Annotated in this window: 22 protein-coding genes; 7 read left to right on the forward strand and 15 right to left on the reverse strand. The window is 71.1% G+C overall.

Annotation, left to right across the window (positions count from 1 at the left end):
- Window positions 1–115 precede the first annotated feature (115 nt).
- The 3 genes from B4V04_RS18025 to B4V04_RS18035 all read right to left on the reverse strand — a co-directional run bounded on the left by B4V04_RS18025 (window position 116) and on the right by B4V04_RS18035 (window position 2,860).
- Window positions 116–1,024 (reverse strand): Vms1/Ankzf1 family peptidyl-tRNA hydrolase, encoded by a 909-nt coding sequence (locus B4V04_RS18025; protein WP_498233029.1) that lies wholly within the window; start codon window positions 1,022–1,024, stop codon window positions 116–118.
- Between the two features lie 449 nt (window positions 1,025–1,473).
- Window positions 1,474–1,818 carry a DUF5802 family protein gene (locus tag B4V04_RS18030; protein WP_498233030.1) on the reverse strand — a complete coding sequence of 115 codons (345 nt, stop codon included), beginning with the start codon at window positions 1,816–1,818 and terminating at the stop codon, window positions 1,474–1,476.
- A 109-nt stretch (window positions 1,819–1,927) separates the two neighbouring features.
- Complete coding sequence (locus tag B4V04_RS18035) at window positions 1,928–2,860, reverse strand: NADP-dependent phosphogluconate dehydrogenase (protein ID WP_498233031.1); 933 nt, start codon at window positions 2,858–2,860, stop codon at window positions 1,928–1,930.
- A 119-nt stretch (window positions 2,861–2,979) separates the two neighbouring features.
- On the opposite strand from B4V04_RS18035, the gene B4V04_RS18040 reads away from it, so the two are divergent.
- Window positions 2,980–3,456, forward strand: coding sequence for a cupin domain-containing protein (locus B4V04_RS18040; protein ID WP_498233032.1), 477 nt, complete (start codon window positions 2,980–2,982; stop codon window positions 3,454–3,456).
- A gap of 35 nt (window positions 3,457–3,491) precedes the next feature.
- Here the strand turns inward: B4V04_RS18040 and B4V04_RS18045 are convergent, their stop codons facing one another.
- Window positions 3,492–4,730, reverse strand: coding sequence for a threonine synthase (locus B4V04_RS18045; RefSeq protein ID WP_498233033.1), 1,239 nt, complete (start codon window positions 4,728–4,730; stop codon window positions 3,492–3,494).
- 174 nt (window positions 4,731–4,904) lie between these two features.
- On the opposite strand from B4V04_RS18045, the gene B4V04_RS18050 reads away from it, so the two are divergent.
- Window positions 4,905–5,636 carry a helix-turn-helix domain-containing protein gene (locus tag B4V04_RS18050; RefSeq protein ID WP_498233034.1) on the forward strand — a complete coding sequence of 244 codons (732 nt, stop codon included), beginning with the start codon at window positions 4,905–4,907 and terminating at the stop codon, window positions 5,634–5,636.
- Between the two features lie 96 nt (window positions 5,637–5,732).
- The gene (locus B4V04_RS18055) at window positions 5,733–6,632 is read left to right on the forward strand and encodes a DUF6159 family protein (RefSeq protein ID WP_498233035.1); all 900 of its coding nucleotides are present in this window, start codon (window positions 5,733–5,735) and stop codon (window positions 6,630–6,632) included.
- Window positions 6,633–6,674: 42 nt separating this feature from the next.
- Here B4V04_RS18055 and gcvPB read toward each other — a convergent pair whose 3' ends face one another.
- From gcvPB to fen, 4 genes are all read right to left on the reverse strand, one after another.
- Window positions 6,675–8,105, reverse strand: a complete 1,431-nt coding sequence (gene gcvPB / locus B4V04_RS18060; RefSeq protein WP_498233036.1) for an aminomethyl-transferring glycine dehydrogenase subunit GcvPB — start codon at window positions 8,103–8,105, stop codon at window positions 6,675–6,677.
- Entirely contained in the window at window positions 8,106–9,434 is a 1,329-nt protein-coding gene (gene gcvPA, locus B4V04_RS18065; protein WP_498233037.1) for an aminomethyl-transferring glycine dehydrogenase subunit GcvPA, read from the reverse strand.
- A gap of 172 nt (window positions 9,435–9,606) precedes the next feature.
- On the reverse strand, window positions 9,607–9,990 hold the full coding sequence (gene gcvH / locus B4V04_RS18070) for a glycine cleavage system protein GcvH (protein ID WP_498233038.1): 384 nt from the start codon (window positions 9,988–9,990) through the stop codon (window positions 9,607–9,609).
- A gap of 268 nt (window positions 9,991–10,258) precedes the next feature.
- Window positions 10,259–11,236 carry a flap endonuclease-1 gene (gene fen, locus B4V04_RS18075; RefSeq protein ID WP_498233039.1) on the reverse strand — a complete coding sequence of 326 codons (978 nt, stop codon included), beginning with the start codon at window positions 11,234–11,236 and terminating at the stop codon, window positions 10,259–10,261.
- A gap of 171 nt (window positions 11,237–11,407) precedes the next feature.
- Between fen and fer the strand changes: the two genes are divergently transcribed.
- Both fer and B4V04_RS18085 read left to right on the forward strand, forming a co-directional pair.
- Window positions 11,408–12,067, forward strand: coding sequence for a ferredoxin Fer (gene fer, locus B4V04_RS18080; RefSeq protein ID WP_498233040.1), 660 nt, complete (start codon window positions 11,408–11,410; stop codon window positions 12,065–12,067).
- A gap of 121 nt (window positions 12,068–12,188) precedes the next feature.
- Entirely contained in the window at window positions 12,189–12,743 is a 555-nt protein-coding gene (locus tag B4V04_RS18085; RefSeq protein ID WP_498233041.1) for a DoxX family protein, read from the forward strand.
- Between the two features lie 115 nt (window positions 12,744–12,858).
- On the opposite strand, the gene B4V04_RS18090 is transcribed toward B4V04_RS18085, so the two are convergent.
- Together B4V04_RS18090 and B4V04_RS18095 are read right to left on the reverse strand one after the other, a co-directional pair.
- Window positions 12,859–15,069: a DHH family phosphoesterase gene (locus B4V04_RS18090; RefSeq protein WP_498233042.1), complete on the reverse strand. Its 2,211-nt coding sequence runs from the start codon at window positions 15,067–15,069 to the stop codon at window positions 12,859–12,861.
- Window positions 15,070–15,164: 95 nt separating this feature from the next.
- Complete coding sequence (locus B4V04_RS18095; protein WP_498233043.1) at window positions 15,165–15,779, reverse strand: YIP1 family protein; 615 nt, start codon at window positions 15,777–15,779, stop codon at window positions 15,165–15,167.
- A 139-nt stretch (window positions 15,780–15,918) separates the two neighbouring features.
- On the opposite strand from B4V04_RS18095, the gene B4V04_RS18100 reads away from it, so the two are divergent.
- Entirely contained in the window at window positions 15,919–16,395 is a 477-nt protein-coding gene (locus B4V04_RS18100; protein ID WP_498233044.1) for a type IV pilin domain-containing protein, read from the forward strand.
- Between the two features lie 35 nt (window positions 16,396–16,430).
- On the opposite strand, the gene B4V04_RS18105 is transcribed toward B4V04_RS18100, so the two are convergent.
- Together B4V04_RS18105 and B4V04_RS18110 are read right to left on the reverse strand one after the other, a co-directional pair.
- Entirely contained in the window at window positions 16,431–17,582 is a 1,152-nt protein-coding gene (locus B4V04_RS18105) for a Gfo/Idh/MocA family protein (protein ID WP_498233045.1), read from the reverse strand.
- 23 nt (window positions 17,583–17,605) lie between these two features.
- Window positions 17,606–18,577, reverse strand: a complete 972-nt coding sequence (locus B4V04_RS18110) for a sugar phosphate isomerase/epimerase family protein (RefSeq protein WP_498233046.1) — start codon at window positions 18,575–18,577, stop codon at window positions 17,606–17,608.
- A gap of 176 nt (window positions 18,578–18,753) precedes the next feature.
- On the opposite strand from B4V04_RS18110, the gene B4V04_RS18115 reads away from it, so the two are divergent.
- Window positions 18,754–19,671, forward strand: coding sequence for a PspA/IM30 family protein (locus tag B4V04_RS18115; protein WP_498233047.1), 918 nt, complete (start codon window positions 18,754–18,756; stop codon window positions 19,669–19,671).
- Window positions 19,672–19,714: 43 nt separating this feature from the next.
- Here B4V04_RS18115 and B4V04_RS18120 read toward each other — a convergent pair whose 3' ends face one another.
- The 3 genes from B4V04_RS18120 to B4V04_RS18130 all read right to left on the reverse strand — a co-directional run bounded on the left by B4V04_RS18120 (window position 19,715) and on the right by B4V04_RS18130 (window position 22,660).
- On the reverse strand, window positions 19,715–20,755 hold the full coding sequence (locus tag B4V04_RS18120; RefSeq protein ID WP_498233048.1) for a dipeptide epimerase: 1,041 nt from the start codon (window positions 20,753–20,755) through the stop codon (window positions 19,715–19,717).
- The gene (locus B4V04_RS18125) at window positions 20,752–21,843 is read right to left on the reverse strand and encodes an N-acetyltransferase DgcN family protein (RefSeq protein ID WP_498233049.1); all 1,092 of its coding nucleotides are present in this window, start codon (window positions 21,841–21,843) and stop codon (window positions 20,752–20,754) included. Before B4V04_RS18125 ends, B4V04_RS18120 begins: the two co-directional genes overlap by 4 nt.
- A 499-nt stretch (window positions 21,844–22,342) precedes the next feature.
- Entirely contained in the window at window positions 22,343–22,660 is a 318-nt protein-coding gene (locus B4V04_RS18130; protein ID WP_498233050.1) for a DUF5785 family protein, read from the reverse strand.
- Window positions 22,661–22,764 lie beyond the last annotated feature (104 nt).

Below are 22,764 nucleotides of genomic sequence, written 5' to 3' on the forward strand. Positions count from 1 at the left end.
GGGGGAGAGGGAGCGTGTGACGTCCCTCCGTGCGATAGTTTGCCACTGAGCCTCATAGTTATACACGCCCTACCGCCGAGCGCGGTCGAATTCGCGCCCGTCTCGACGAACCGGATCAGATCGCGTGGACCCGGGCGGTCCAGAAGTCGCTGAAGGCGTTCTCGAGCGCCGCCTTCGGCTTCCCGGTCGCGTCCGAGACGTCGGTGACGTCGGCGTGCTCGCGGACCTCGCCGAGCACGCTCCGCTCGCCGACGACGATCACGCGGTCGACGTCGCCCGCGTCGGCGACGGCGGCCAGTTCCCGGTTCGCCTTCTTCAGGTGGTCGTCGATCTGGCCCTCGCGGCGTCGTTCGAAGCGCCCCTGCGAGAAGCCCCCCTTCGAGTGGGCCCCCTTCACGTCGGAGGCGAACCCCTCGAAGGCGACGCGCTCGGTCCCCTCGTACGTGCCCATCGCGAACGTGTCCGACCGGACCACGGCGAAGGCGAACCGGCCGGTCGGGCGGAACCACGGCTCCTCCAGCCGGAAGGCGTCGTCCCACCGGTCGAAGGGCTCGGGCTCGATCGGCGGCGCGATCGCCGCGCTCACCGCGCCCGAGTCGTCGGCGAGGACGACCGCGGGCGCGGCCCGCCGGACCAGCCGAGTCCGGTCGCCGAACCACTCCGACACGCTCGTCGGCACCGCGTCGTCGCTCGGGACGAACGCCGTGAGCAGCCCCTCCGGATCGGCGCTCTCGACGGCCCGGAAGCGGTCGAGGACGTCGGTCAGGCGCGCGCCGCGGGCGTCGCTCACGCGTCGGAACTCGACCGATTCCTCCTCGCCCTCCGCCCGGCTCAGCCGCTCCTCCAGCGACTCGATCCGGTGTTCGAGATCGTTGACGCGCTCCTCGGCGCGCTGGCGGTCGGCGACCGCGTCGGACCGGCGCTCCTCCTCGGCCTCGGCGCGGCGTTCGAGGTGGCGCTTCTCCTCCTCCAACTCCGCAATCTTCTCCTTCAGCTCGGCGCGGCCGAGCAGCCTGTCGATCATACCGACCCCGCGACCGCTGGCGACCTAAAAGGTGCGTCTGCGGCGAGCGAACCATCGAAACGGTTTATAAAGGATTGCGGCGGCGTGCGCCTCCGAGCGCCCGACGGGCGCGAGGAGCGCGTGCGAGGGAGTCGGTCGCCCGGAGCAACGCGGAGGGCGACCGACGAGGCTGGGGAGGCGTGAGGCGCGGTTGCTGTGCGGGGCGGGACTCAAAGGGGCAGCCGCGAGGACGAAGCACGCCGCAGTAAGCACCGCAGCGAGCAACGCGAGCGAGGCGCGCAGCAAGGCGCGCGAGTCGTCGCGGCTGGGGCTTTGGAGTGGTTCAGCGTCGACCTGCTATCGATCGATTATAAGCGAGCGGCTGGGGCTTTGGAGGTGTTCAGCGTCGCTCACCGGTCGACCACTTATAAAACACAGACGACACGGAAAACCAGATCCATCACGTCGTACTACGCGTTCACGAACGGCTCCCACCCTTCCCACCGCAGCAGCGCCTCCGCCCGATCCGCGTCCGCCAGCAACACGTTCCTCCGGTCCGGGAGGGTCTCGTCCGCGAGCTCGTGGGGGAGCGCGAGCGTCCCGCTCGGCACGTCGTCGTCGCCGGCGACCGGGATGTGACCCGAGCCGAGCTTCATCACGAGGGGCGCGTCGAGCCGCTCGATCCCCTCGCCGTCCGCGTAGAGCTGCTCGTTGACCTGCTCGTGGTCGGCCCGCCGGATGACGGCGCGGTCGCCGTCGTGGGGCTCGACGTACAGTTCCCCCAGATAGTAGCCGCTGGAAAATCGCTCGAACATGCTATGCGTGATATCCTCTGCCACGGTTGTATATAAGCGTTACCCGGAGCGCGATCGAAGTTGATAATCGACAAGGGTTGACAGCCGGCGGAAATGAATAAATCGGCGCCTACTCGGCGTCCGACCGCCGCGCGATCTCGTGACGACCGAACCCGTACCGGAGCCGGTTCGCGAGCCGCCGCGAGAACCGCCCCTCGTTCCGCGAGTCGAACCGCTCCGCGAGCGCCTGATAGATGATCGGCACGGGGACCTCCTGTTCGAGCGCCTCCTCGACGGTCCACGTGCCCGTGGACCCGCCGGCGACGTGGTCCGCGACGTCGCCCAGGTCCGACCCCTCCTCGCGGAACGCCTCCTCGCAGAGCTCCAAGAGCCACGACCGGATGACGGCGCCGTTGTTCCACGTGCGCGCCACCGACTCCATGTCGAGGTCGTACCGGCCCTCAGCGAGCAGCTCGAACCCCTCACCGTACGCCTGCATCAGCGCGTACTCCACGCCGTTGTGGACCATCTTCACGTAGTGGCCCGATCCCGACTCGCCCATCCGGTCGTGGCCGGCCGGTCCGGTCGCGACCGCGTCGAAGACCGGGGTCATCGCCTCGTACGCCCACGCCGGCCCGCCGACCATGAGCGAGAACCCCGCCTCGGCGCTGGCCGGCCCGCCCGACGTACCGCAGTCGAGGTAGGCGGCGTCCGTCTCCTCGGCGCGCCGGACCGACTCGCGGAACCGCGAGTTGCCGCCGTCGACGACCACGTCGTCGCCGTCGAGGTGCGGCTCTAGGTCCGCGAGGGTGGCGTCGACCGCGTCGCCGGCGGGCACCATGAGCCAGATGCGCTTGCCGCCCTCGGCGCTCTCGCCTCCGTCGGACCCGTCCAACCGATCGCAGAGGTCTTCGACCGACTCCGCGGGCTCCGCGCCCGCCTCCGCCGCGGTCGCCGTCGCCTCCGCCGAGAGGTCGAACGCGACCACGTCGTGGCCCGCCTCCAGCGACCGGTTCACGACGATCTGCCCCATCCGCCCGAGTCCGATGACGCCGAGTTCCATGCGCGAGGGATGGCGACCGCCCGCCGTAGTGGTTCCGGTTCGGCGGCCGCCGCCGCGCGCCGCTCTCCGCGTTCGCGCGACCCCCCAACCGTTTTGCCCGTCCCCCGAGTGCCACGTCCATGCCACGAGTTAACGAGGACGAGCTCGACTGGACGGAGACGGACCGCGGCGAGACCCGGTTCCGCCGGAAGCAGCTCGCCGAGGCGGCCGGCGGCGAGGGGATCGGCTGTAGCCTCTACGAGCTCCCCGCCGGGGCGAAGTCGTGGCCGTACCACTACCACACCGCTAACGAGGAGGCGATCTGCGTCCTCGCGGGCGAGGCGACCCTCCGGCACGACGGCGAGACGGAAGCGATCGCGGCCGGCGACTACGTCGCGTTCGCGGCGGACGAATCCGGCGCGCACCGCGTCGTCAACGAGGGCGACGAGCCGGTCCGATACCTCGCGGTGTCGACGATGACCGAACCGGACGTGACCGTCTACCCCGACTCGGACACCTTCGGCGTCTACGTCGGCTCCCCGCCGGGTGGCCGCGAGGAGCGCTCGCTGGAGGGGTACTACGAGATCGACGGCGACGTCGACTACTGGGAGATGTAGGCGCTCCGGCCGAGAGAGCCCGCGGCGACCGGCCGTCAGGCGTCGTTGCCCTCGCCCGCCGCGGCCTCCCGCTCGCCGAGGTGCGCCCGGAGCGCGTCGACGTCCTTGTTGCCCGCGCCGGTGTTCAGCAGGACGACGGTGTCGTCGGGGCCGAACTCCCCGGAGTCCGCGAGCGCGAACGCCCCCGAGACGGCGGCCGCGCAGGTCGCGCCGACCTCCAGTCCCTCCGACCGGGCGACCTCGATCGCGGCGTCGAGGATCTCGCGGTCGGTCGTCGCCACCGCCCCGCCGCCCGACTCCCGGACCGCGTCGAGGATCAGGTGACTCGCGCCGGGATCCGGGATCGCGATCCCGTTGCAGGCCGTCGCTATCTCGTCGTCCGGGACGGGCTCGTGGCGGTCGGCGCCCGCCTCGTAGGCGTCGACGACCGGCGAGCAGCCCGCCGCCTGCGCGGCGTACATCGGGACGAGCCCGTCGGTCCATCCCAGGTCGCGGACCTCGCGGGCCGCCTTGTGCATCCCGACGAGCCCGACGCCGCCGCCGGTCGGGTAGACGACGCCGTCGGGCGCCTCCCAATCGAGCTGCTCGAGGAGCTCTAACGCCATCGTCTTCTTCCCCTCGTGGCGGTACGGCGTGACGAACGTCTTCGTCGAGTACCAGTCGGGGTGGGCCTCCATCGCGTCGGCGTACGCCGCCCCGGCGTCGCCGATCTGGGAGTTCCCGTCCATCGGGCCGGCCACGGTGAGGTCGGCGCCGTGGGCCTCCGTCATCGCCTTCTGCGTGAACCCCGCCCGCGACGGGAGGAACACGTGCGCGTCCAGGTCCGCCCGCGCGGCGTACGCGGCCGCCGCCTGGCCCGCGTTGCCGGCGCTGTTCAGCGCAACCGCCTCGGCGCCGTGCTGGCGCGCGGCCGTGGCCGCGAGCGACTGCCCGCGGTCCTTGAACGTCCCCGTCGGGTTCGCCCCCTCGTCTTTCAGCAGGACCCGCCCGACGCCCATCGCGTCGGCGAGCGCGGGGCAGTCGACGAGCGGCGTCGCGCCCTCCCCGAGCGTCACCGCCGTCTCCGGGGCGAACGGGAGCAGCTCCGCGTACCGCCACATCGACTCGAAGGGGCGCTCCGCGAGCGCCGCGGGCGTCAGGTCGACCCGGTCGTAGTCGTACGCGGGGTCCAAGATCCCGCCGCAGTCCGGACAGCGGTGGGTCGCCGTCGCCGCGTCGAACGCCCCGCCGCAGTCGACGCACGAGAGTCCGGTGAACGCGTCCGTCGTCTCCATGGGGGGTCGATCGGTCGCCCTCGACTTCGATGCACCGATCCGGACGGTCTCGGACCGCCGGCCGACCACTTAACGTCGAAACGAATGAAGAGATAACGGGAGGGAGCGGGGCGCGGGAGCCTCTAGACGTATGTCCCGACACGACGGCAGAACGACGACCGCGGAGTGGGACCGATGAGCCGGACGCGACTGCGGCTCGCTCTCCCGACCGACTCCTGGCTCGGCGAGGCCTCGCGATCCCGTCCGGACGCGGCGCTCCGCGTGACGGGGACCGTGGCCGCGGACGGGGGCGACGTCACCGCGCTGGCGGCGGCGGGCGACCGCGCCGGGATCGTCGAATCCCTCCGCGGTCGCGACCGCGTCGATCGGGTCGAGGTGGTCGAAGACGAGGGAGCGGAGACGGTCGTTCGCGTGGCCGGGCCGCCGCCGTCGTACGTCGCCGCCGCGCGGCGGGTCGGCGTCCCGATCGAGGGGCCCGTCGAGGTCGCGGACGGCCGCGCGACCCTCGTGGTGGCCGACGACCGCGAGCGGCTCTCCGCGTTCGGCCGCCGGCTCGCGGCCGCGGGCGCCACCGTCGAGTCGACCGGCGACGACGAACCCGACCCGGTCCTCACAGAGGCCCAGCGCGACCTCGTCCGCGCCGCCGTCGAGGCGGGCTACTACGACGCGCCCCGGGAGTGCACGCTCACGGAGCTCGCCGCCGACCGCGACATCGCCAAGTCGACCTGCAGCGAGACGCTCCACCGCGCAGAGGGACGGGTGATGTGGCGGTTCGTCGAAGGGCAGCTGTCTCTCGGCTCGGAGGCGACCGGCGACACGGCACCCGGTTCGGCGACGGACCCGACGACGGGCGACCGCGACGCCGAGGACGCCGGCTCGCACGACGCCGCCGTTTCCGAACCGTGATCGCCGGCCTCGCCCCATCGAGCCGACTGCTGCGCCGGTTCCGAGCGATCCCGAAACGCCCGGCTGTTATTTATGCGGACACCGCGATGAGCGCGCATGGCGCCCCGAACAGTCGGCGGGCGGATCGGACTGCTCGACCGAGTCAGAACCGGATGGACCCTCACGAGGGACAGCGCGGGCGTCATCCGCGACGATCCCGAACTGCTGGCGTTCCCGCTGATCGCCGCCGCCGCGAGCGCGGGGTTTTTCCTCGTTTTCCTCGTCCCGATGCTGGTGGCGAACCTCGTCGGGAGCGGGTTGGAGTACGTCGCCCTGTTCGTCTGGTACTTCGTGACCACGTTCCTGAGCACCTACGCCGCCGCGGCGCTCGTCCACGCGACCAACGAGTCGTTTCACGGCCGCGACCCGAGCGTCCGCGAGAGCCTCGCCGCCGTCGGCGGGCGGCTCGGGCCGATCGTCGCGTGGTCGCTGATCTCCGCGACGGTGAGCGTCCTGCTCAAGGTCCTCGAGGACTCCGACAACCCGATCGCCGGGCTCCTCGGCGCGCTGTTCGCCGTCGGCTGGAGCGTCACGACGTTCTTCGTCGTGCCGGTGCTGGTGTTCGAAGACGTCTCCGTCGCCTCGATGTTCTCGCGGAGCGCCGCGACGTTCCGGGACACCTGGGGCGAGACGCTCGGCGCCGGCTTCGGCGTCACGCTCGTCGTCGGGCTCGTCGGGATCGGACTCGCCGTGGCCGCGATCGCCGTCTCGCTGCCGCTCGCCGCCGTGTTCCCCGCCGCGGGCGGGATCCTCGCGGTGGTGCTGCTGGCCGTCGCGATCGCGGCGACGTACCTGCTCAGCCAGACGATCTGGGGGGTCGCGAAGACGGCGCTCTACGTGTACGCGGCCGAGGGGCAGACGCCCTCGCAGTTTGAGAACTTCGAGTTCGAGACGCTCGGCGGGCGCACGGAGCGGACGGCGTCGCCCGGGAGCGCCGGCGACCGGGACGACCTGTGACCGTCGCGGCCGCCGTTTAGAGTAGCGGGGCTGCGCTCCGCCCTACTCCCCGTCGAGCGCCTGCCACGAGAGGCGCGGGTTCCGCGCGGCGGAGACTTGGTCGATGCGGCCCGCGGCGGTCCGGTTCGGGGCCGCGTCGAGCGCCTCGTCGGTGTCGGCGTACGCGAGGTCGAACGCCTCCGCGAGGTCGTCGAGCGAGGACCGTCCCTCGATCTCGGTCGGCTCCGTCAGCATCGCCTCCGGGACCATCTCGGGCCACTTCGTCGTCGGCGGGTGGACGCCGAAGTCGAGCATGCGCTTCGCGACGTCGGCGGCGTCGCGCTCGCCCGCCGTCGCCGCGAACTCGTGGTGGAACGGGCCGTGCGGCACGTCGAGGTCGATCCGCTCAGCGAGGTAGTTCGCGTTCAACACCGCCTTCGCGGCCGCGTCCGCGAGCCCCTCGTCGCCGAGGCGGGCGATGTACGCGTACGCCTTGATCAGGACGAGCCAGTTGCCGGTGAATCCGTGCACCTTCCCGATCGTGCGCTCCGGCTCGAAGCGCTCGTACCCGCTGGCGTTCTCGTTCTCGCGGACCTGCGGCGCCGGGAGGAACTCGGCCAGCTCGTCGACGACGCCGACCGGGCCGGCGCCGGGCCCGCCACCACCGTGGGGGGTCGCGAACGTCTTGTGGACGTTGTAATGCATCACGTCGAACCCCATATCGCCGGGGCGACCGCGGCCGAGCAGGGCGTTGAGGTTCGCGCCGTCGTAGTAGAGCAGCCCGCCCGCGTCGTGGACGACGTCGGCGATCTCCGCGATGTCGCGCTCGAAGAGCCCGACCGTGTTCGGGTTGGTGAGCATCAGCGCGGCCGTGTCGTCGCCGACGGCCGCCTCCAGCGCCTCGACGTCGACGCGGCCGTCGTCGCCGGAGGGGAGCTCGACCACGTCGTAGCCGGCGGTCGCGGCGGTCGCGAAGTTCGTCCCGTGCGCCGAGGCCGGGATCACGACCTCGGAGCGGTCGTTGCCGTGGTGCTCGTGGTACGCCTTCGCGACGAGAATGCCGGTGAGCTCGCCGGCCGCGCCTGCCGGCGGCTGAAGCGTCACGGCGTCCATCCCGCCGATCTCCGCGAGGAACTCCTGCAGGCGGTACTGGAGCTCGAGGGTCCCCTGCGTCGACCGCTCCGACCGGTCCGGGTGGACCGCCGCGTTCGGGTCGGCGGCGACGTCCTCGGTGAACTTCGGGTTGTACTTCATTGTGCAGCTCCCGAGGGGGTACGGCCCGGAGTCGATCGCCCAGTTCATCTGCGAGAGCCGGGTGTAGTGGCGGGCGATCTCCGGCTCCGACGGCGCCGGCAGGGTGAGCTCGTCGCGGGTCAGGTCGTCCGGCAGCGGCGAGTCGTCCGTCACGTCGACGGTCGCCTCCCCTTTCTCCGAGAGCAGCGGCTCGCGTACGTCCTCGGCGTTGCGCTCGTAGCTGGCCTGGTCGTGGATCACTCAGATCACCCCCTCGAACGCCGCGACGAGGTCGTCCGTCCGGGCGGCGTTCAGGTCGGTAACGCACACCTGCAGGAGGTGCTCGCCGACGACGTGGACCGCGAACCCCTCGGCCTCCAGGTCCTCGGCGATCGCCGCGGCCGGCTGGTCGACGCGCACGGCGAACTCCCGGACGTGGTGTCGGTCGTGGACCGGCGCGACGGCGCCCTTCAGCCCGTCTATCCGGTCGGCGAGGGCGGCCGCCTCGCGCACGCAGTCGTTCGCGAGGTCCACGAGGCCGTCCGGCCCGAGCGACGCCGCGTGGATCGCCGCGCGGAGCGCGACCCACGCCTGGTTCGTGCAGATGTTGGAGGTCGCCCGCTCCTTCCGGATGTGCTGTTCGCGGGTCTGGAGCGTGAGCGTGTACGCGCGGTCCCCGTCGGCGTCCTCGCTCGCGCCGACGAGCCGCCCCGGCACCTGCCGGAGGAACTCGTCGCTGCAGGCGAAGATCCCGAGCCCCATCCCGTAGGCGGTCGGGAGCCCGAGCGCGCCCGCCTCGCCGACGACGACGTCGGCGCCGACGCTCGCCGGCTCCTCGAGGACCGCGAGCGAGACGACGTCCGATCCGAGGACGAACAGCGCGTCGCTCTCGGCCGCGAGGTCGCCGACCGCCCCGAGGCGCCCCTCGATACAGCCGCGGACCGTCGGGTTCTCGGCGTACACCATGACGACGTCGCCGCCGACGCGGTCGGCGATGGCGTCGACGTCGGCGTTGCCGTCGGCCATCGGGTACCGCTCGACCGTGAGACCGGCGCCGGCGCAGTAGTTCGCGAGCACCTCGCGTTTCCCCTCGCGGAGGTGCTCGGGGACGAGGACGGTGTCGCCCGAGGTCGACCGGACGCGGTCCGCGAGCGTGGCGGCCTCGCCGAGCGCGGTCGCGGCGTCGTACATCGAGCAGTTCGCGACCGGGAGCCCGGTGAGCTCCACCAGCATCGACTGGTACTCGAACAGCGCCTGGAGGAACCCCTGCGAGATCTCCGGCTGGTACTGGGTGTAGCTCGTGAGGAACTCCGCGCGGTCCGAGAGGTGGTCGACGACGCTCGGCACGTAGTGGCCGTAGTGGCCCCGGCCGAGGAACTCGGTCAGGTCGTCGTTCCGTCCGAAGATCCGCGCGCACTCCGCGCGGATCTCCCGCTCCGAGCGCGGCTCGATCCCGAACTCGCCGTCGAAGGCGACGTCGTCGGGGATGTCGAACAGCGCCTCCTCGTCGTCGACGCCGATCGCCGAGAGCATCTCGGCGGTCTCGGCGTCCGTGTGCGGCGCGTACGGGGTGCCGTCCGTCTCGCTCATCGGTCCGCTCCCGCACGCCGATTTGATCCCGCGCGTCGGCCCGCTCCCGCGCGTCCGCCGTCGCTCTGTCGTCCGGTTCCGGGTCGTCCGTCGAGTGGTGAGGTGGTCATGGTCGTGTGTCCGCTGGTTGGTCCCGCGTCCGGGGATCGGTTCGGTACGTCGTGCGCGTTCGCTACGCTATCTGCGCGTCGTACTCGTCGGCGTCGAGGAGCGCCTCGGCCTCCCCTCCCTCGGCCGGGTCGACCTCGAGCAGCCACCCGTCGCCGTACGGGTCCTCGTTGACGAGCTCCGGCCGGTCGAACAGGTCCTCGTTGACGGCGACGACCTCGCCCGAGACGGGGGCGTACAGGTCCGAGACGGCCTTGATCGACTCGACGACGCCGAAGACTTCGCCGGCAGTGACCTCGTCTCCGACCTCGGGGAGCTCGACGAAGACGACGTCGCCGAGTTCGTCCTGCGCGAAGTCGGAGACGCCGACTCGGACGGTGTCGCCGCCGGTCGTGGTCCACTCGTGCGATTCCAGGTACCGTAACTCGTCGGGAACTTCGAAGCTCATTGGTGAAAGGGGTCGTCGTGGGACGCTCGGCCGGGCCGGCGGGATCCGGTCGCCGCGCACCGCCGGGCCGCGCGGCGCCGACGGGCCGATCGACGCGAGGCGTCGACCGGCGGAACCCTCGGCCGAGAGATACTCCACGACACGTGTGATGCACCCTTCCGGCGACGGGGAAATAAAAGGTATGTTCGCGGCCACCGCGCCGTCGTCGCGCCGGTCCGATCGTCCGCAGCGCGGTGAGGCGCGGCGGGTCGCGACCTCCTCGGACCGGCTACGACCACCGGTCGAGCCCGGTCTGGACCTGCGACTCCCTGATGCGCTCGAACCCCCGATCGACCTCGTCGGCGGCGACGCCCCACTCGTCGACGACGTAGGCGCGGGCGGCCTCCACGTCGGGGTTCACGTCGGCGTCGACGTCGACGTCGGCCGCCGGCGGGTCCATGAACAGCTCGCGGATCTCGGCGGCGTTCGGGATCTCGACGCCGCGCGCGTCGAGGACGCCCCAGAGGTCGCCGTGCTCCTTCACCGCCTTCACGGCCGTCTTCGGCCCGACGCCGTGAACGCCCTCGTTGAAGTCGGTGCCGCACAGCATGGCGACGTCAATCAACCCCTGCCGGTCCAGTCCGAGCTCGTCGAGCGTCGCCGCGAGCTCCATCAGCTCCGGGTCGCCCTTGCTCGTGAGCTGGCGGAGCGTCGTCGGCGCGCCGAAAAGCAGAGTGTCGTAGTCCTCGCTGCCGGCGTGGTCGACGGTCCCCGTCGCGGCCATGTGGGCGCACTGCGCCTCCCCCTCGGCCGGGGCCTCGACGATCGGCACGTCGAGCAGGCGGAGCAGCTCGCGGGTCGTCTCCTGGATCGCGTCCGTGAGCCGCTGGGTGCGGGCCTCCAGCCGGGCGGCCTCCACCGCGTCCCCGCGCTCCTCTGCCGCGGCCCGCCGCTCCTCGGCGCGCTCGCGCTTCTCGCGCCGATCGGCGACCTCGTCGGCCTTCAGGTCGGTGACGGCGCCGTCGAACACCATCACCGGGATCAGGTCGTGCTCGAAGAACTTCGGGAGCCCCTGCACGACGCCGACGAGGTTCGCGACCTCGACGCCGTCGGCGGTGGTGTACTTCTCCTCGGACGTCCACTTCACCGTCGTCGTGAGGTACCGATACAGCCAGTTGTGCGCGTCGACGGCGACGACGCTCCCCTCGATCTCCTCGAAGGCGACGTCCCGGATCGCCGCGAGGTCGCGTAGGTCCGCGTTTCCCATTACGCGATCCCTCGGCGTCGCGGCTCTTAAACCATCGACTCGCGCGGCGGTCGCCCGATCTCGGGGCCGGCCCGCGCCGGCCGCCGTCGCACCGAGCGCGCCGAGCCGCCGTCCCGCGCTGCCGGCTTGTGGGGCGTTTATGTGCGTCAGTCGACTAGGATTCGGTAGCGAATGGTCTCGCCGTTCGAGGTGTTGCGGATCGACGAGGACGCCGACGAGGCCGCCGTCGAGCGCGCCTACCGCGATCGGGTGAAGGAGGCGCACCCGGACCAGGGGGGGACGCTCGAGGAGTTCCAGCTCGTCAGGCGCGCCTACCGCGAGCTCGACGAGCGGAGCCGAAACGGGAACGGGAGCGACGGCGCGGTCGCCGCCGCCGACGTCGACCTGACCGACGACGAGGGCGACGCCGCCGAGGTGGAGCCGGTGCGGGTCGAGTTCCTCGATTACGACGCGCTCGCCGACTACGGCTGGTCGCTCGACGACGACGCCCTCTTCCGGAAGGCGTCGCACGCCGACCTCGGCGCGGCCGAGCACGGGCGCCTGCTCGTCCAGCCGGACGAGAGCCTGCTGGAGGCGGCGGAGAACCGCGGGTTCGGCTGGCCGTTCTCCTGTCGCGGCGGCGCCTGCGCGAACTGCGCGGTGTACCTCGTCGAGGGAGAGCTCTCGCAGCCGGCCAACCACATCATGCCGGACGACCTCGCCGAGGAGGGGTTCCGCCTCTCGTGTAACGGCTACCCGCTTAGCGACGAGCTGAAGGTCGTGTTCAACGTGAAGCACTTGGCCGAACTCGACGACCTCATCCTCCCGCCGGGCCCGTTCACGCGGCGGTGATCGAGCGGAGAGCGGATCTCCTCGGTAACCGACTGTTCGGAGCCTGGCAACGGTGAATTTCGGAGCCGACCAACCTTCCCCAAAGATAGTTATATATGTGATTGTTGATTTGTCGTCTGATATGAGTTCGAGTGAGGTGACACTGCGGAGCACGGTCGGCGGGATCTCGGTTGAGGGACAGCTCCACACGCTGAGCGTGTGGTTCATCCTCGCGTTGCGCTTGATGATCGGGTTGGCGTTCTTCCAGAGCGGCCTCGACAAGGTCCTGAGCGGGGAGTTCAGCGCGTCCGGCTACCTCTTGAACGCGCCGGCCGGGAACGGGAGCCCGGCCGCCGGGCTGTTCACCGCGATGGGCGAGACCGCGTGGTTCGTCGAGTTCGTGAACGTCGCGGTGCCGTGGGGCGAGCTCCTCATCGGTCTCGGCGTCATCGTGGGCTTGCTCACGCGATTCGCCGCGTTCTGGGGCGCGTTCATGATGGTGCTGTTCTACCTCGGGAACTGGGACATCGGCCACGGCTACATCAACGGCGACTTCGCGTACATGCTCGTGTTCCTCTCGGTCGCCGCCTTCGGCGCCGGGCGCATCCTCGGGCTCGACGCCTACGTCGAACAGTACGAGGTCGGCGGACAGCCGCTCGTCGAGCGGTACCCCTGGACGCGCTACCTCCTCGGCTGATCGCCGCCTTCGGCCGAGTCGACTTGAAAACCAGAGCCGTCCGCAGAATTCGGTCTCTCGGGAGCCACCTCGTCACTCCGCAAAAGCGCGCCGACCGCGTCCCCGTCGGGGTCTCTTAGAACTCCTCTGCGACGGCGGCGACGACCGCGTCCTCGACCGCGTCGCGCTCGCCCGAGAGGAACTCGATCTTGCCCTCGCGGAGCCCGGCCGTGGTGACGTCGGCGCCGGGCGCGAGCTCGGCCGCGCGCTTGGCCACGTCGCGGACGGAGACCTCCTCGCTCGTCCGGAGGTACAGCTCGTCGGTGCCGATGCCGACGGTCGCGTGCGCCTCGCCGTTCGCGCGCCGACGGTGGAGGTCGTCGAGCAGGAGCGGCGTCGGCGGGAAGTCGTAGCGGTGGGTGTAGCCGTCGGTGTCGAGCACGTCGAACTCGACGCCGTCGACCGCCTCGGTGACGACGTTGGCGGTCGCGGTCTCGACCTCGGTCTCCAGCTTCTCGCGGAACTGCTCGGAGACGTGCGCGGCGAGGTTGCCGCCGTCCTCGAAGAGGAGGTCGGCGACGAGCTCGCGCTTGTCTTGGTACGACTGGTAGTACGCCTCCAGCGCGATCGCCTCGCGGAGCTCGGCGACGCGCTCGACGTCGTAGCCCGCCTCGCGGGCGAGGTCGACGTAGCGGTCGGGGGTCTCGGCCCAGTAGCTCACGGCCGGGAGGTGCCGCAGGTCCGCGCGGACCTCGTCGTTGATCGCGGAGGCCAGCGAGGCGACCAGCGCGCCCGTCGAGAGGTCGCCCTCGATCGACTCGATCTCCGGGGAGACGAGGGTGTCGACGGCCTCGCGTGTCTCGGGGTCTGCGACCTCGGCGTCGACGACGACGGCGTCCACGCCGTAGACGGAGAGCAGGTCGATGCCGTCCGCGGACTCGACCGTCGAGCCGGTGCCGACGAGGAGGAACAGCGGGAGCTTCTCGTCGTGGCGGTCGCGGTCCTGCAGCATGCGGGTCGCGTCGTTCGTCGCCGCGTCCATCCCGTACACCGGGTCGTCGAGCGGGCGGCGGGTGAAGTAGTGGTACTCGGCGTCGCTCTTGGCGTGCTCGTCGCGGATCAGCGGGAGCACGGCGCGCTCGACCGCCGCGCCCGCGACGTAGCCGTCGGCGGTGGCGGGGTGGCGCACGACGATCGGGCGCGATTCGAGGACCGCGCGGCGGACCGCCTCCGCGGCGTCGAGCAGCCCGTCGGCGAGCTGCGCGACCGTCTCGTCGCCCGCGAGCGGCTGGAGCCCCTCGGGGCGCGCCTCGTCCGTGAGCGCCTCCGCGAGCCGGCGGCGGACCGCCTCGGCCTCCTCGCCCTCGAGGAGGACGAGCGCCTCGGACTCGACCTGCACGTCGCCCCGGTGGCTCTCGACCTCGCCGTCGATCCGGACCGCGTCGCCGACCTCGACGTCCGGGTACGCGCGGACGCCGGGCTCGACGAACGCCGCCACGTCGACGACGCCGGTCTCGTCGCGCACCTCGAAGACGGTGGGGCCGCCCGTCTGCCGGACGCCGACGACCTCGCCGTCGATCCGCACCGCGTCGCCGACGGCCTCGGAGAGGGTCCCGATCTCGACGCGCTCGCGGTCGTCGTCGAGCTCGTCTGGCTCGTCGGTGTCGACGTCCTCCGTCGCGTCCGTCGTCTCCGTTTCGCTCGCGACCGGCTCCTCGCGGTCGTCCTCGACGGGTTCGGTCGCGTCGTCGTCGGCGCTCACGTCCTCGTCGTCGGCGTTGGCGTCGTCAGGCTCGTCGGACTCGTCGTCAGCGACCTCGCCCTCGTCCGCGTCGGTCGGCTCCTCGACTTCGGTCTCGACGGTCGCCGCGTCGTCCTCGGTCGCTTCGGCCGCCTCGTCGGACTCCGTCTCGTCGGCGCCGGCGTCGTCGGTCGTCTCCTCGCTCCCGTCTTCCTCGTCCTCCTCGGGCAGGTACTCCGTGTCGCCGTCTTGGACGAGCACGCCGCGGAACTCGCGGTCGGCCTGTCGGATCGACCACGCGAGGTCGATGTTCCCGTTGTCGCGGACGCCCTTCACCTGGACGAACACCTCGTCGCCCGGCTCCCAGTCGAGGCTGTCGAGCCGGCGGTCGAGCTCGGACCGGTGGAGCAGTCCCGTCACGCCCGGCGAGAGATCGATGAACACGCCGAACTCGGCGTAGCCGTCGACGACGCCGCGGTAGAATCGGTCGGACACGAGCTGGTCGGGGGAGTTTCCGCGGAAGTCGAACACGACGTCCTCCTGGTGCGGGTCGCAGATGCGCCCGCCGCCGTCGACGTCGACGCCACAGATGATACAGGATCCCATTTGAGTACACCGAGAGCCTCGGGCCTAAAACGGTTGTCGAAACCCTCGCGGGAGCCTCTCGACGGAAACGCCCGCCGCGGCGACCGCCGGACGGATTACGCGAACAGCATTCGAGCCGACGCGATCACGCGGTAGCCGACGCCGTACCCGAGCAGCGCGGGCGGGATCGCGGCGACGAGCGTGCGCGGCCACGAGGTCCCGTGGACGACCCGGAAGCCGATCAGCAGCAGGGCCGCCGCGTACGCGCCGCAGGCGATCCGCAGCGCCGGGACCGGCGGCCCGGCGAGCGCCATCGGCGAGCTGGCGTACGCGACGACCTGCACGGTCTCGCTGACCCCGCCGCGGTCCCGTAGCGAGAGCCCGTCGTCGATCTCGACGCTGGCGAGGGTGACGCTCACCGTCGCGACGGCCGCGGTCAGGTGGAGCCCGACCGGGGCCGCGAGCGCGACCACGACGAGGAAGGCGACGAGCGCGGAGACCGGCACCGAGGCGACGACTCCGGGGACTGCGGCGGGGTCTGCGACCATCCAGCCGAGCGTGAACGCGCCGGCGACGGCGACGGCGAACGTCAGCGCGGGCGCCTGGTCGCCGGGCGCCACGCCGTTCGCGAAGAGGCGACGCGGCCGGACGAGGGCCTCGACCCAGGCGCGAGCGAGCCCGCGCGGTCCCCGCGCTCGCCCGCCGACCGGGTCCTCGATCCACGATGTCACGTGCGCCTTTCGTCCGGGTGGGATAACGGGGTTCCGGTTCGGGAGCGACCCTCCCGAGAGCAACGATGAAACCCCCCGTTCTCCCGTCTGATAAGCGGCGGGTAAACCCTTATACCGGGCCGCGCGGAGCGATAGTCGAATGCGCGCCTTCCGGAACGACGAACGGGGGTTCACTCCGGTGGCCGGCACGGGGCTGCTCGTCGGCGTCGTCGTTCTCCTGTTGGCGATCGTCGGGGCCGCGATGTTCGGCCTGATCGACGGGGTCGCGCCGCCGGACGCGGAGTTCCAGGTCGAGCGGGAGGGCGGCGACCTCGTCGTCGTCGCCGCCGGCCCCGAGCCCGTCCCGGCCGAGGAGCTGTACGTCCGCGGCGAGGACCCCGACGGCGAGGTCGAGTTCGGGGCCTGGCCCGGCGACGGCGTCGTCGAGCCCGGCGACCGCGTGGTCGTCCCGAACGCGACCGGGAACGAGCAGTTCGACGTGGTCTGGGAGCCGGTGGCGTTCGACACCCGCGAGACGCTCGGCAGCTACGACGGCGAGGACTCGGCGATAAGCGAGTGGGCCGAGGAGGGTGGGGCCGGCGCGGACCCGCTCGGCGACGGTGGCGGCGGGTTCTGACGGACGCGGAGACGAATCGAGCCGAGCCGCGCTCGCTACTCCACCGACACCCACTCGCCGCGCTCGTCGGAGCGCTCGATGGCGTCGAGGACCTTCTGGACCCGGTACCCCTCCGCGAACGACGGCGAGAACTCGCCGCCCTCGGCGACCGCCGAGAGAAACTCGTAGTTCTCGTGGACGAAGGTGTGCTCCCACCCGATGACGTGTCCGGGGGGCCACCACCGGTCGACATACGGGTCCGTCTCGTCTGTGACGAGCACCGTCTGGTAGCCGCGGTCGCCCTCGCGGAGCACCTCGAGTTCGTTGAGCCGCTCTAAGGAGAACTTCAGGCTCCCCTTCGAGCCGTGGACCTCGACCGTGTGGTCGTTCTTGTGGCCGGTCGCGAACCGGCTCGCCTCGAACGTCCCGATCGCGCCCGACTCGTAGGCGACCTGTGCGGAGTAGGCGTCGTCGACGGTCACGTCGCGGTACTCCGCCACGTCGGCGTCGTCTCCGGCGCCCTCGCCGTCCTCGTAGACGGGCCGCTCGTCGACGAACGTCTGCAGGTGACCGGAGAGGCGGTCGATCCCGCCGACCTCGTCGCCGACGAGGAAGTCGGCGAGGTCGATCGTGTGCGCTCCGAGGTCGCCGAGTGCGCCGGATCCCGCCATGTCGGCGTCCATGCGCCACGCCCACGGCGCGTCGGGATCGGCGAGCCAGTCCTGGAGGTACCGCCCGCGAATCTGCCGTATCTCGCCGAGTTCGCCGTCCTCGATCAGCCCCTTCGCGTAGCGGATCGCCGGGACGAACCGGTAGTTGAACGCGGTGCCCGCGGGGACGTCGGCCTCCGCCGCCGCGTCGCGCATGGCCGCCGCCTCGTCGAGCGTCGGCGCGAGCGGCTTCTCGCAGAGGACGGGAACGCCCGCCTCGAGCGCCGCGATCGACGGCTCCGCGTGGACGTGGTTCGGCCCGAGGTTGTAGAAGACGTCCACCTCGTCGAGGGCGTCCTCCCAGTCGGTCGCGGTGTGCGCGAAGCCGAAGCGGTCCGCGGCCTCGGCGAGCGCCTCCTCGTCGCGCCCGACGAGCGTGTGGCGCTCGACCGCGGGCGCGTCCGGGAAGAACATCGGCAGCCTCGCCAGCGCGTTCGCGTGCGCCTTCCCCATGAATCGATACCCCAGCACGCCGATTTTGAGTGGATCTCGTGTCATCGTGATTCGTCTCCCGTCCGCGGTCACTCCGCCCAGTACGCGTCGCCCGGCTGCGTCTCGAACACCGCCCGGTCGAGCACGTCGACCGCCTTCTCTAACCCCTCGCGCGAGGAGGTGAGCGAGTCCTCGTGTTCGATCGACAGCGCCCCCTCGTAGCCGACCATCCGGAGCGTCGAGACGACGTCCTTCCAGTGGCTCTCGTCGTGACCGTAGCCGATCGAGCGGAACAGCCACGAGCGGTCGGGTTCCTCGGTGTAGCTCGTCGTGTCGAGCACGCCCTTCACGCGAGCCATGGAGTCGTACACCTTCGTGTCCTTCGCGTGGAAGTGGTGGATCGCGTCGTGATCGCCCAGAAAGCGGATCGCCTCCGTTACGTCGATCCCCTGCCAGTAGAGGTGCGAGGGGTCGAAGTTAGCGCCGATCCGCTCGTTCGTCGCCTCGCGCAGCGCGAGCATCCCGGTCGGCTCGTAGACGAGCATGTTCGGGTGCATCTCGATGGCGACGTCGACGCCGTGATGCTCGGCGTGCTGCGCGAGGTCCTCCCAGTACGGGATCGCGACCTCGTCCCACTGGTACTCGTGCGCGTCGGCGTGCTCGCTCGGCCACGGCGCCGTGACCCAGTTCGGCGTCGAGTCGCCGGGCGCGCCCGCGGGGAGTCCGGAGAAGCAGGTGACGGTGTCGACGCCCAGCAGGTCGGCCAGCTTGATCGCCTCCCGGAGCTCGCGGTCGGCCTCGGCCGCGCGCTCCTCGTCGGGATGGAGCGGGTTGTTGTGGGTCGCCAGCGCCGAGATCCGGAGGTCGTGCTCGTCGAGCAGCCCGAGCAGCTCCTCGCGCGCGCCCTCGTCTGCGAGGTGGGCCTCGCGGTCGACGTGGTCCTCACCGGGCCATCCTCCGACGCCGAGTTCGACTGCGTCGACTCCGATGGAGTCGAGATACGCGGCCGCGTCCTCGATCGATTCACCGCCCAACGGAACGGTCAGTACGCCGATGTCCATGCGGGAAATAGTACAACACCCCGAATAAATCTTCAGGTGCTGACGACCGATGGAAGCCGACGGCCGGATCTCGCCCCCGTTCCGGGCGTTTTCGGCCTCCCTTCGGCCTCGTTTCGGTCCGACGCGGGGCCGCGAACCACATGAGGTTTTAACGGGTGGAACGCGTATGACGGACTATGGGAATCCTCTCGCGCGCCTCCTACGTCATCCGCTCGAAGGTGAACGCCCTCCTGAACCGGGCGGAGGATCCGACGGAGTCGCTCGACTACTCGTACGAACAGATGCGCGACGAGCTCCAGGACGTCAAACAGGGGATCGCCGACCTGACGACCCAGAAGAAGCGCCTGGAGATCCAGAAGCGCAAGCTCGAGGAGAACGTCGAGAAGCACAACCGACAGGCCCGCGAGGCGGTCCAGCAGGACCGCGACGACCTCGCGCGGAAGGCCCTCGAGAAGAAGAAGTCGAAGATGACCCAGATCGAGGAGCTGGAGGGGCAGATCGCGAAGCTGAACGACACCCAAGACCAGCTCGTCGAGAAGAAGAACAAGCTCCAGAACCGCATCGAGGAGTTCCGCACGAAGAAGGAGACGATGAAGGCCCGCTACGAGGCCGCGGAGGCCTCCTCGCGCGTCTCGGAGGCGATGACCGGCGTCGGCGACGAGATGGAGGACGTGAGCCGGTCGATCGAGCGAGCCGAGGAGCGCACCGAGGAGATGGAGGCGCGCGCGGAGGCGATGGACGAGCTGGAGGAGTCCGGCGCGTTCGAGGACGCGCTCTCCGACAAGGACAGCATCGACCGCGAGCTGGAGAGCCTCTCGACGGACAGCGAGGTCGACGCCGAGCTGGAGACGCTCAAGGGCGAGCTCGGGAAGGGCGAACCCGCGAGCGACGACGCCGACGCGAGCACCGACGAGGAGATCGACGCGGAGCTCGCCGACATCGAGAGCGAGATGGACGAGGAGGACCTCGAGGCGGATCTCGACAGCGAGGCGCAACGCGCCTCTGGCAGCCGGACGCAGTCCGGCGACGGGAACACCGAGGTCGACGTGGAGCTAGAGGAGTCGGAGGCCGACGCGGACGAGCAGCGGAACTAACGAGGACGGGCGCCGGTCCCCGCCGCCGTTCTCGCACCCGGCCTCACTCCGACCGCGCTCCGGTCCCCGCCCGCTCTCGCTCTCCGAGCCGGATCTCGCCCCCTTCCATTCTGATCCCCTCGTACGGGTCCTCGGCGAGCAGCAGCGAGCCGTCGAGGTCGGCGTAATCGAGGAGCGGCGCGAGCTGCGCGGCCGCCGCGATCGACGCGTTCGACTCGATCATGCACCCGCACATCACCTCCAGCCCGTGGGCGCGCGCCGCGGCGATCATCCGCCGCGCCTCCGGCAGGCCGCCGGTCTTCATCAGCTTCAGGTTCGCGATGTCGCAGCGGTCGGCGATCGCGGGGACGTCGTCGAGCGTGACGCACGACTCGTCGGCGGCGATCGGGAGCGCGGACCGCTCGTAGACGAACCGGAGGCCCTCGGGGTCCTCGGCGGGCACCGGCTGCTCGACGAACTCCACGTCGCGGTCGGCGAGCCACTCGCTCTTCGCGACCGCCTCGCGAGGGGTCCACGCCTCGTTCGCGTCGACGCGGAGCCGGGCGTCGGGCGCGGCCTCCCGCACCGCGTCGATCAGCTCGCGGTCCCGGTCGGTGCCGAGCTTGATCTTGAGGATCGGGTAGCCGGCGTCGACCGCGGCCGCGGCCTTCTCCCGGACGCGCTCCGTCTCGTCGAGCCCGACCGTGTAGGAGGTCGCCGGCGCGGTCGACGGGTCGAGGCCCCACAGCCGATACAGCGGGACGCCGAGCCGCTTCGCGGCGAGGTCGTGGACGGCGATCGAGACGGCGGCCCGGGCGGCCGGGTTGTCGCCGATCGCCTCGGCCATCCGGGACTCGATCTCGCGGATCGCGTGCGGATCGTCGACCGCCTCGACGACCGCGAGGAGCTCCGGGAGCACCGCCTCGACGGTGGCGGCCGTCTCGCCGTAGTGGGCCGCGGGGGCGGCCCCGCCGACGCCGGTCATCCCGGCGTCGTCCGCGATCCGGACGATCACGTTCTCGGCCTGCGTCTGGGTGCCTCGCGATATCGTGAACGGGTTCTCGAGCGGGAGCGAGACCCGCTCGAACTCGGTCTCGAGGCTCATTCGTCGCCGGTCTCCCCGTCGGCGGCCGCGATCTCTCCGCCGAGCCCGGCCGCGACGATCCCGTCGACGATCGCGTCGGCGCCGTCCCTGACGGGGTCGGCGGCGGGCACCCCGGCCTCCGCCGCGAATCCGGCGACCGCGTCGGCCGCCGCGCCGTCGTCGTCGACGTCCTTCGTGTTGAGCGCGCCGGCGACGACGCTCGCCTCGCGGACGGGCGCCGCGAGCCCCTCGTAGAGGTCGACGTAGTCGGCGAGCGGCGGGAGCGAGAACGACTCGTAGCCGTGGACCGCCTCTCGGCCCGCGGCGTGACAGAGGACGAGCCCGTCCGCCATCGACCCGTGGAGGATGCCGCAGGTGACCGCCGAGTAGGCGGGGTGAACGATGCTCCCCTGTCCCTCGACGACGAGGAGGTCGTGGTCGTCGCCGATCTCGACGAGCATGTCCTCGACCGCGCCGGCCGTGAAGTCGGAGACGACGCGGTCGATCGGGTTCCCCCAGCCGGCGATCATGATGCCGGTCTGGCCGGTCGGGACGAACGCCGCGTCGATCCCGCGCTCGCGGGCGGCGGCGACGATCTCCAGCGAGGCGGTCATCTTCCCGACCGAGCAGTCGGTACCGACCGTGCACACCACGTCGGCGTCGACGTCCCCGGAGGCGCCCGTCGCCACCGTCAGGTCGTCGTCGGGCTCGCGCACGTCGACGAGGTCGACGCCGCGCTCGGCGGCCAGCGCGGCCAGCTCGTCGTCCTCGTTGAGGAAGTAGTGCAGGCCGCTGACGACGTCGCAGCCGGCCGTGATCGCCGCCTCGACGTCGCCGCGCCACGACTCCTCGAAGCCGCCGCCGATCGGGGCGATCCCGATGTAGAGGGCGTCGACGTCGCCGTCGGCGGCCGCGTACGCCTCGTCGAACGACCCCACGATCGGCGCGTCCGGGAGGTCCGGCGCGTGGTCGGCGACGCGGTCGCCGGCGAGGTCGCGGTCGAGGACGGCGCGCACGTCCTGGTCGCCGTAGCGCATCACGCCGAGCGCGGTCTTCGCGCGGTCGGGGAACTTCTCGTGGGCGAGGATGACGATCCGTTCGTCGCTCATGTCCGAGCGCTCGCCCCGGTGGGGCTTAAAAGAGTCGGGCGCCCGACGACCGGTCGACTCGACGGCGGCGATCTCACCGAGCGAGACTCGAACGCACGCTGTGATATTCATAACTGAACTGCGGCGGCGCGTGCCGACGAGCACCCGAAGGGTGCGAGTCGCACGCGCGAGGGACGCCGCGAGTGACGCGGGCGACCGAAGGGAGCCCCGAACGAGCGGCGAGGCTGGGGAGGATTGAGGCGCGGTGCCGTGCAGGGCGGGACTCAAAGGGGCAGTCGGGAGGACGGCGCAGGCGACGTAAGCACCGCAGGGAGCGAACGAAGTGAGCGACCGAGGAGCGCAGCGAGCGTGCGCCGTCCTCCCGACTGGGGCTTTGGAAGTGTCCTCCATCGCTCCGCTATCGACTATTTGTGAATGAGAGGCCGAGGATGTGAAGCCGCATCCCACGCTTCCGCCGGATACTCATAAAAGAACGACGCCGAGATCCAAAAGCGCGTATTCAGGCGCTGCCGTCGACGAACTGGTCGGCGCCCTCGTAGAACCAGTAGCCGTTCTCGCGCATCGCGCGACCCAGCTCCTGGTGGAACTCGACGAAGTCGGCGAACTCCTCCTTCTCGACGCCCTCGAAGATCTCCGCGACGGAGACGACCGTCTCGTAGTCGATCCGGATCGGGTGGTCGCCGTACTGCTCGACGTACTCCGCGGCCGTCAGCGGGAAGTCCTCCGCCTCGTCGATCTTCTTCGCGAGCACGGCGTGGCCGTACTGCCGCCTGCCCTCGCTGCCCTGCTCGCCGTCGGGGTCGTGTGGCCAGTCCATACCCCCCGTTTACCGTGCCGCAGGAAAGTCGTTGCGCTCCGCCGGGCGGCCGGTTCGATCCCCCAGCGGCCCCACCTCAGACGATCGACGCGGCAGTCCCCGCG

It is taken from the genome of Halorubrum sp. B52 (assembly GCF_059752555.1).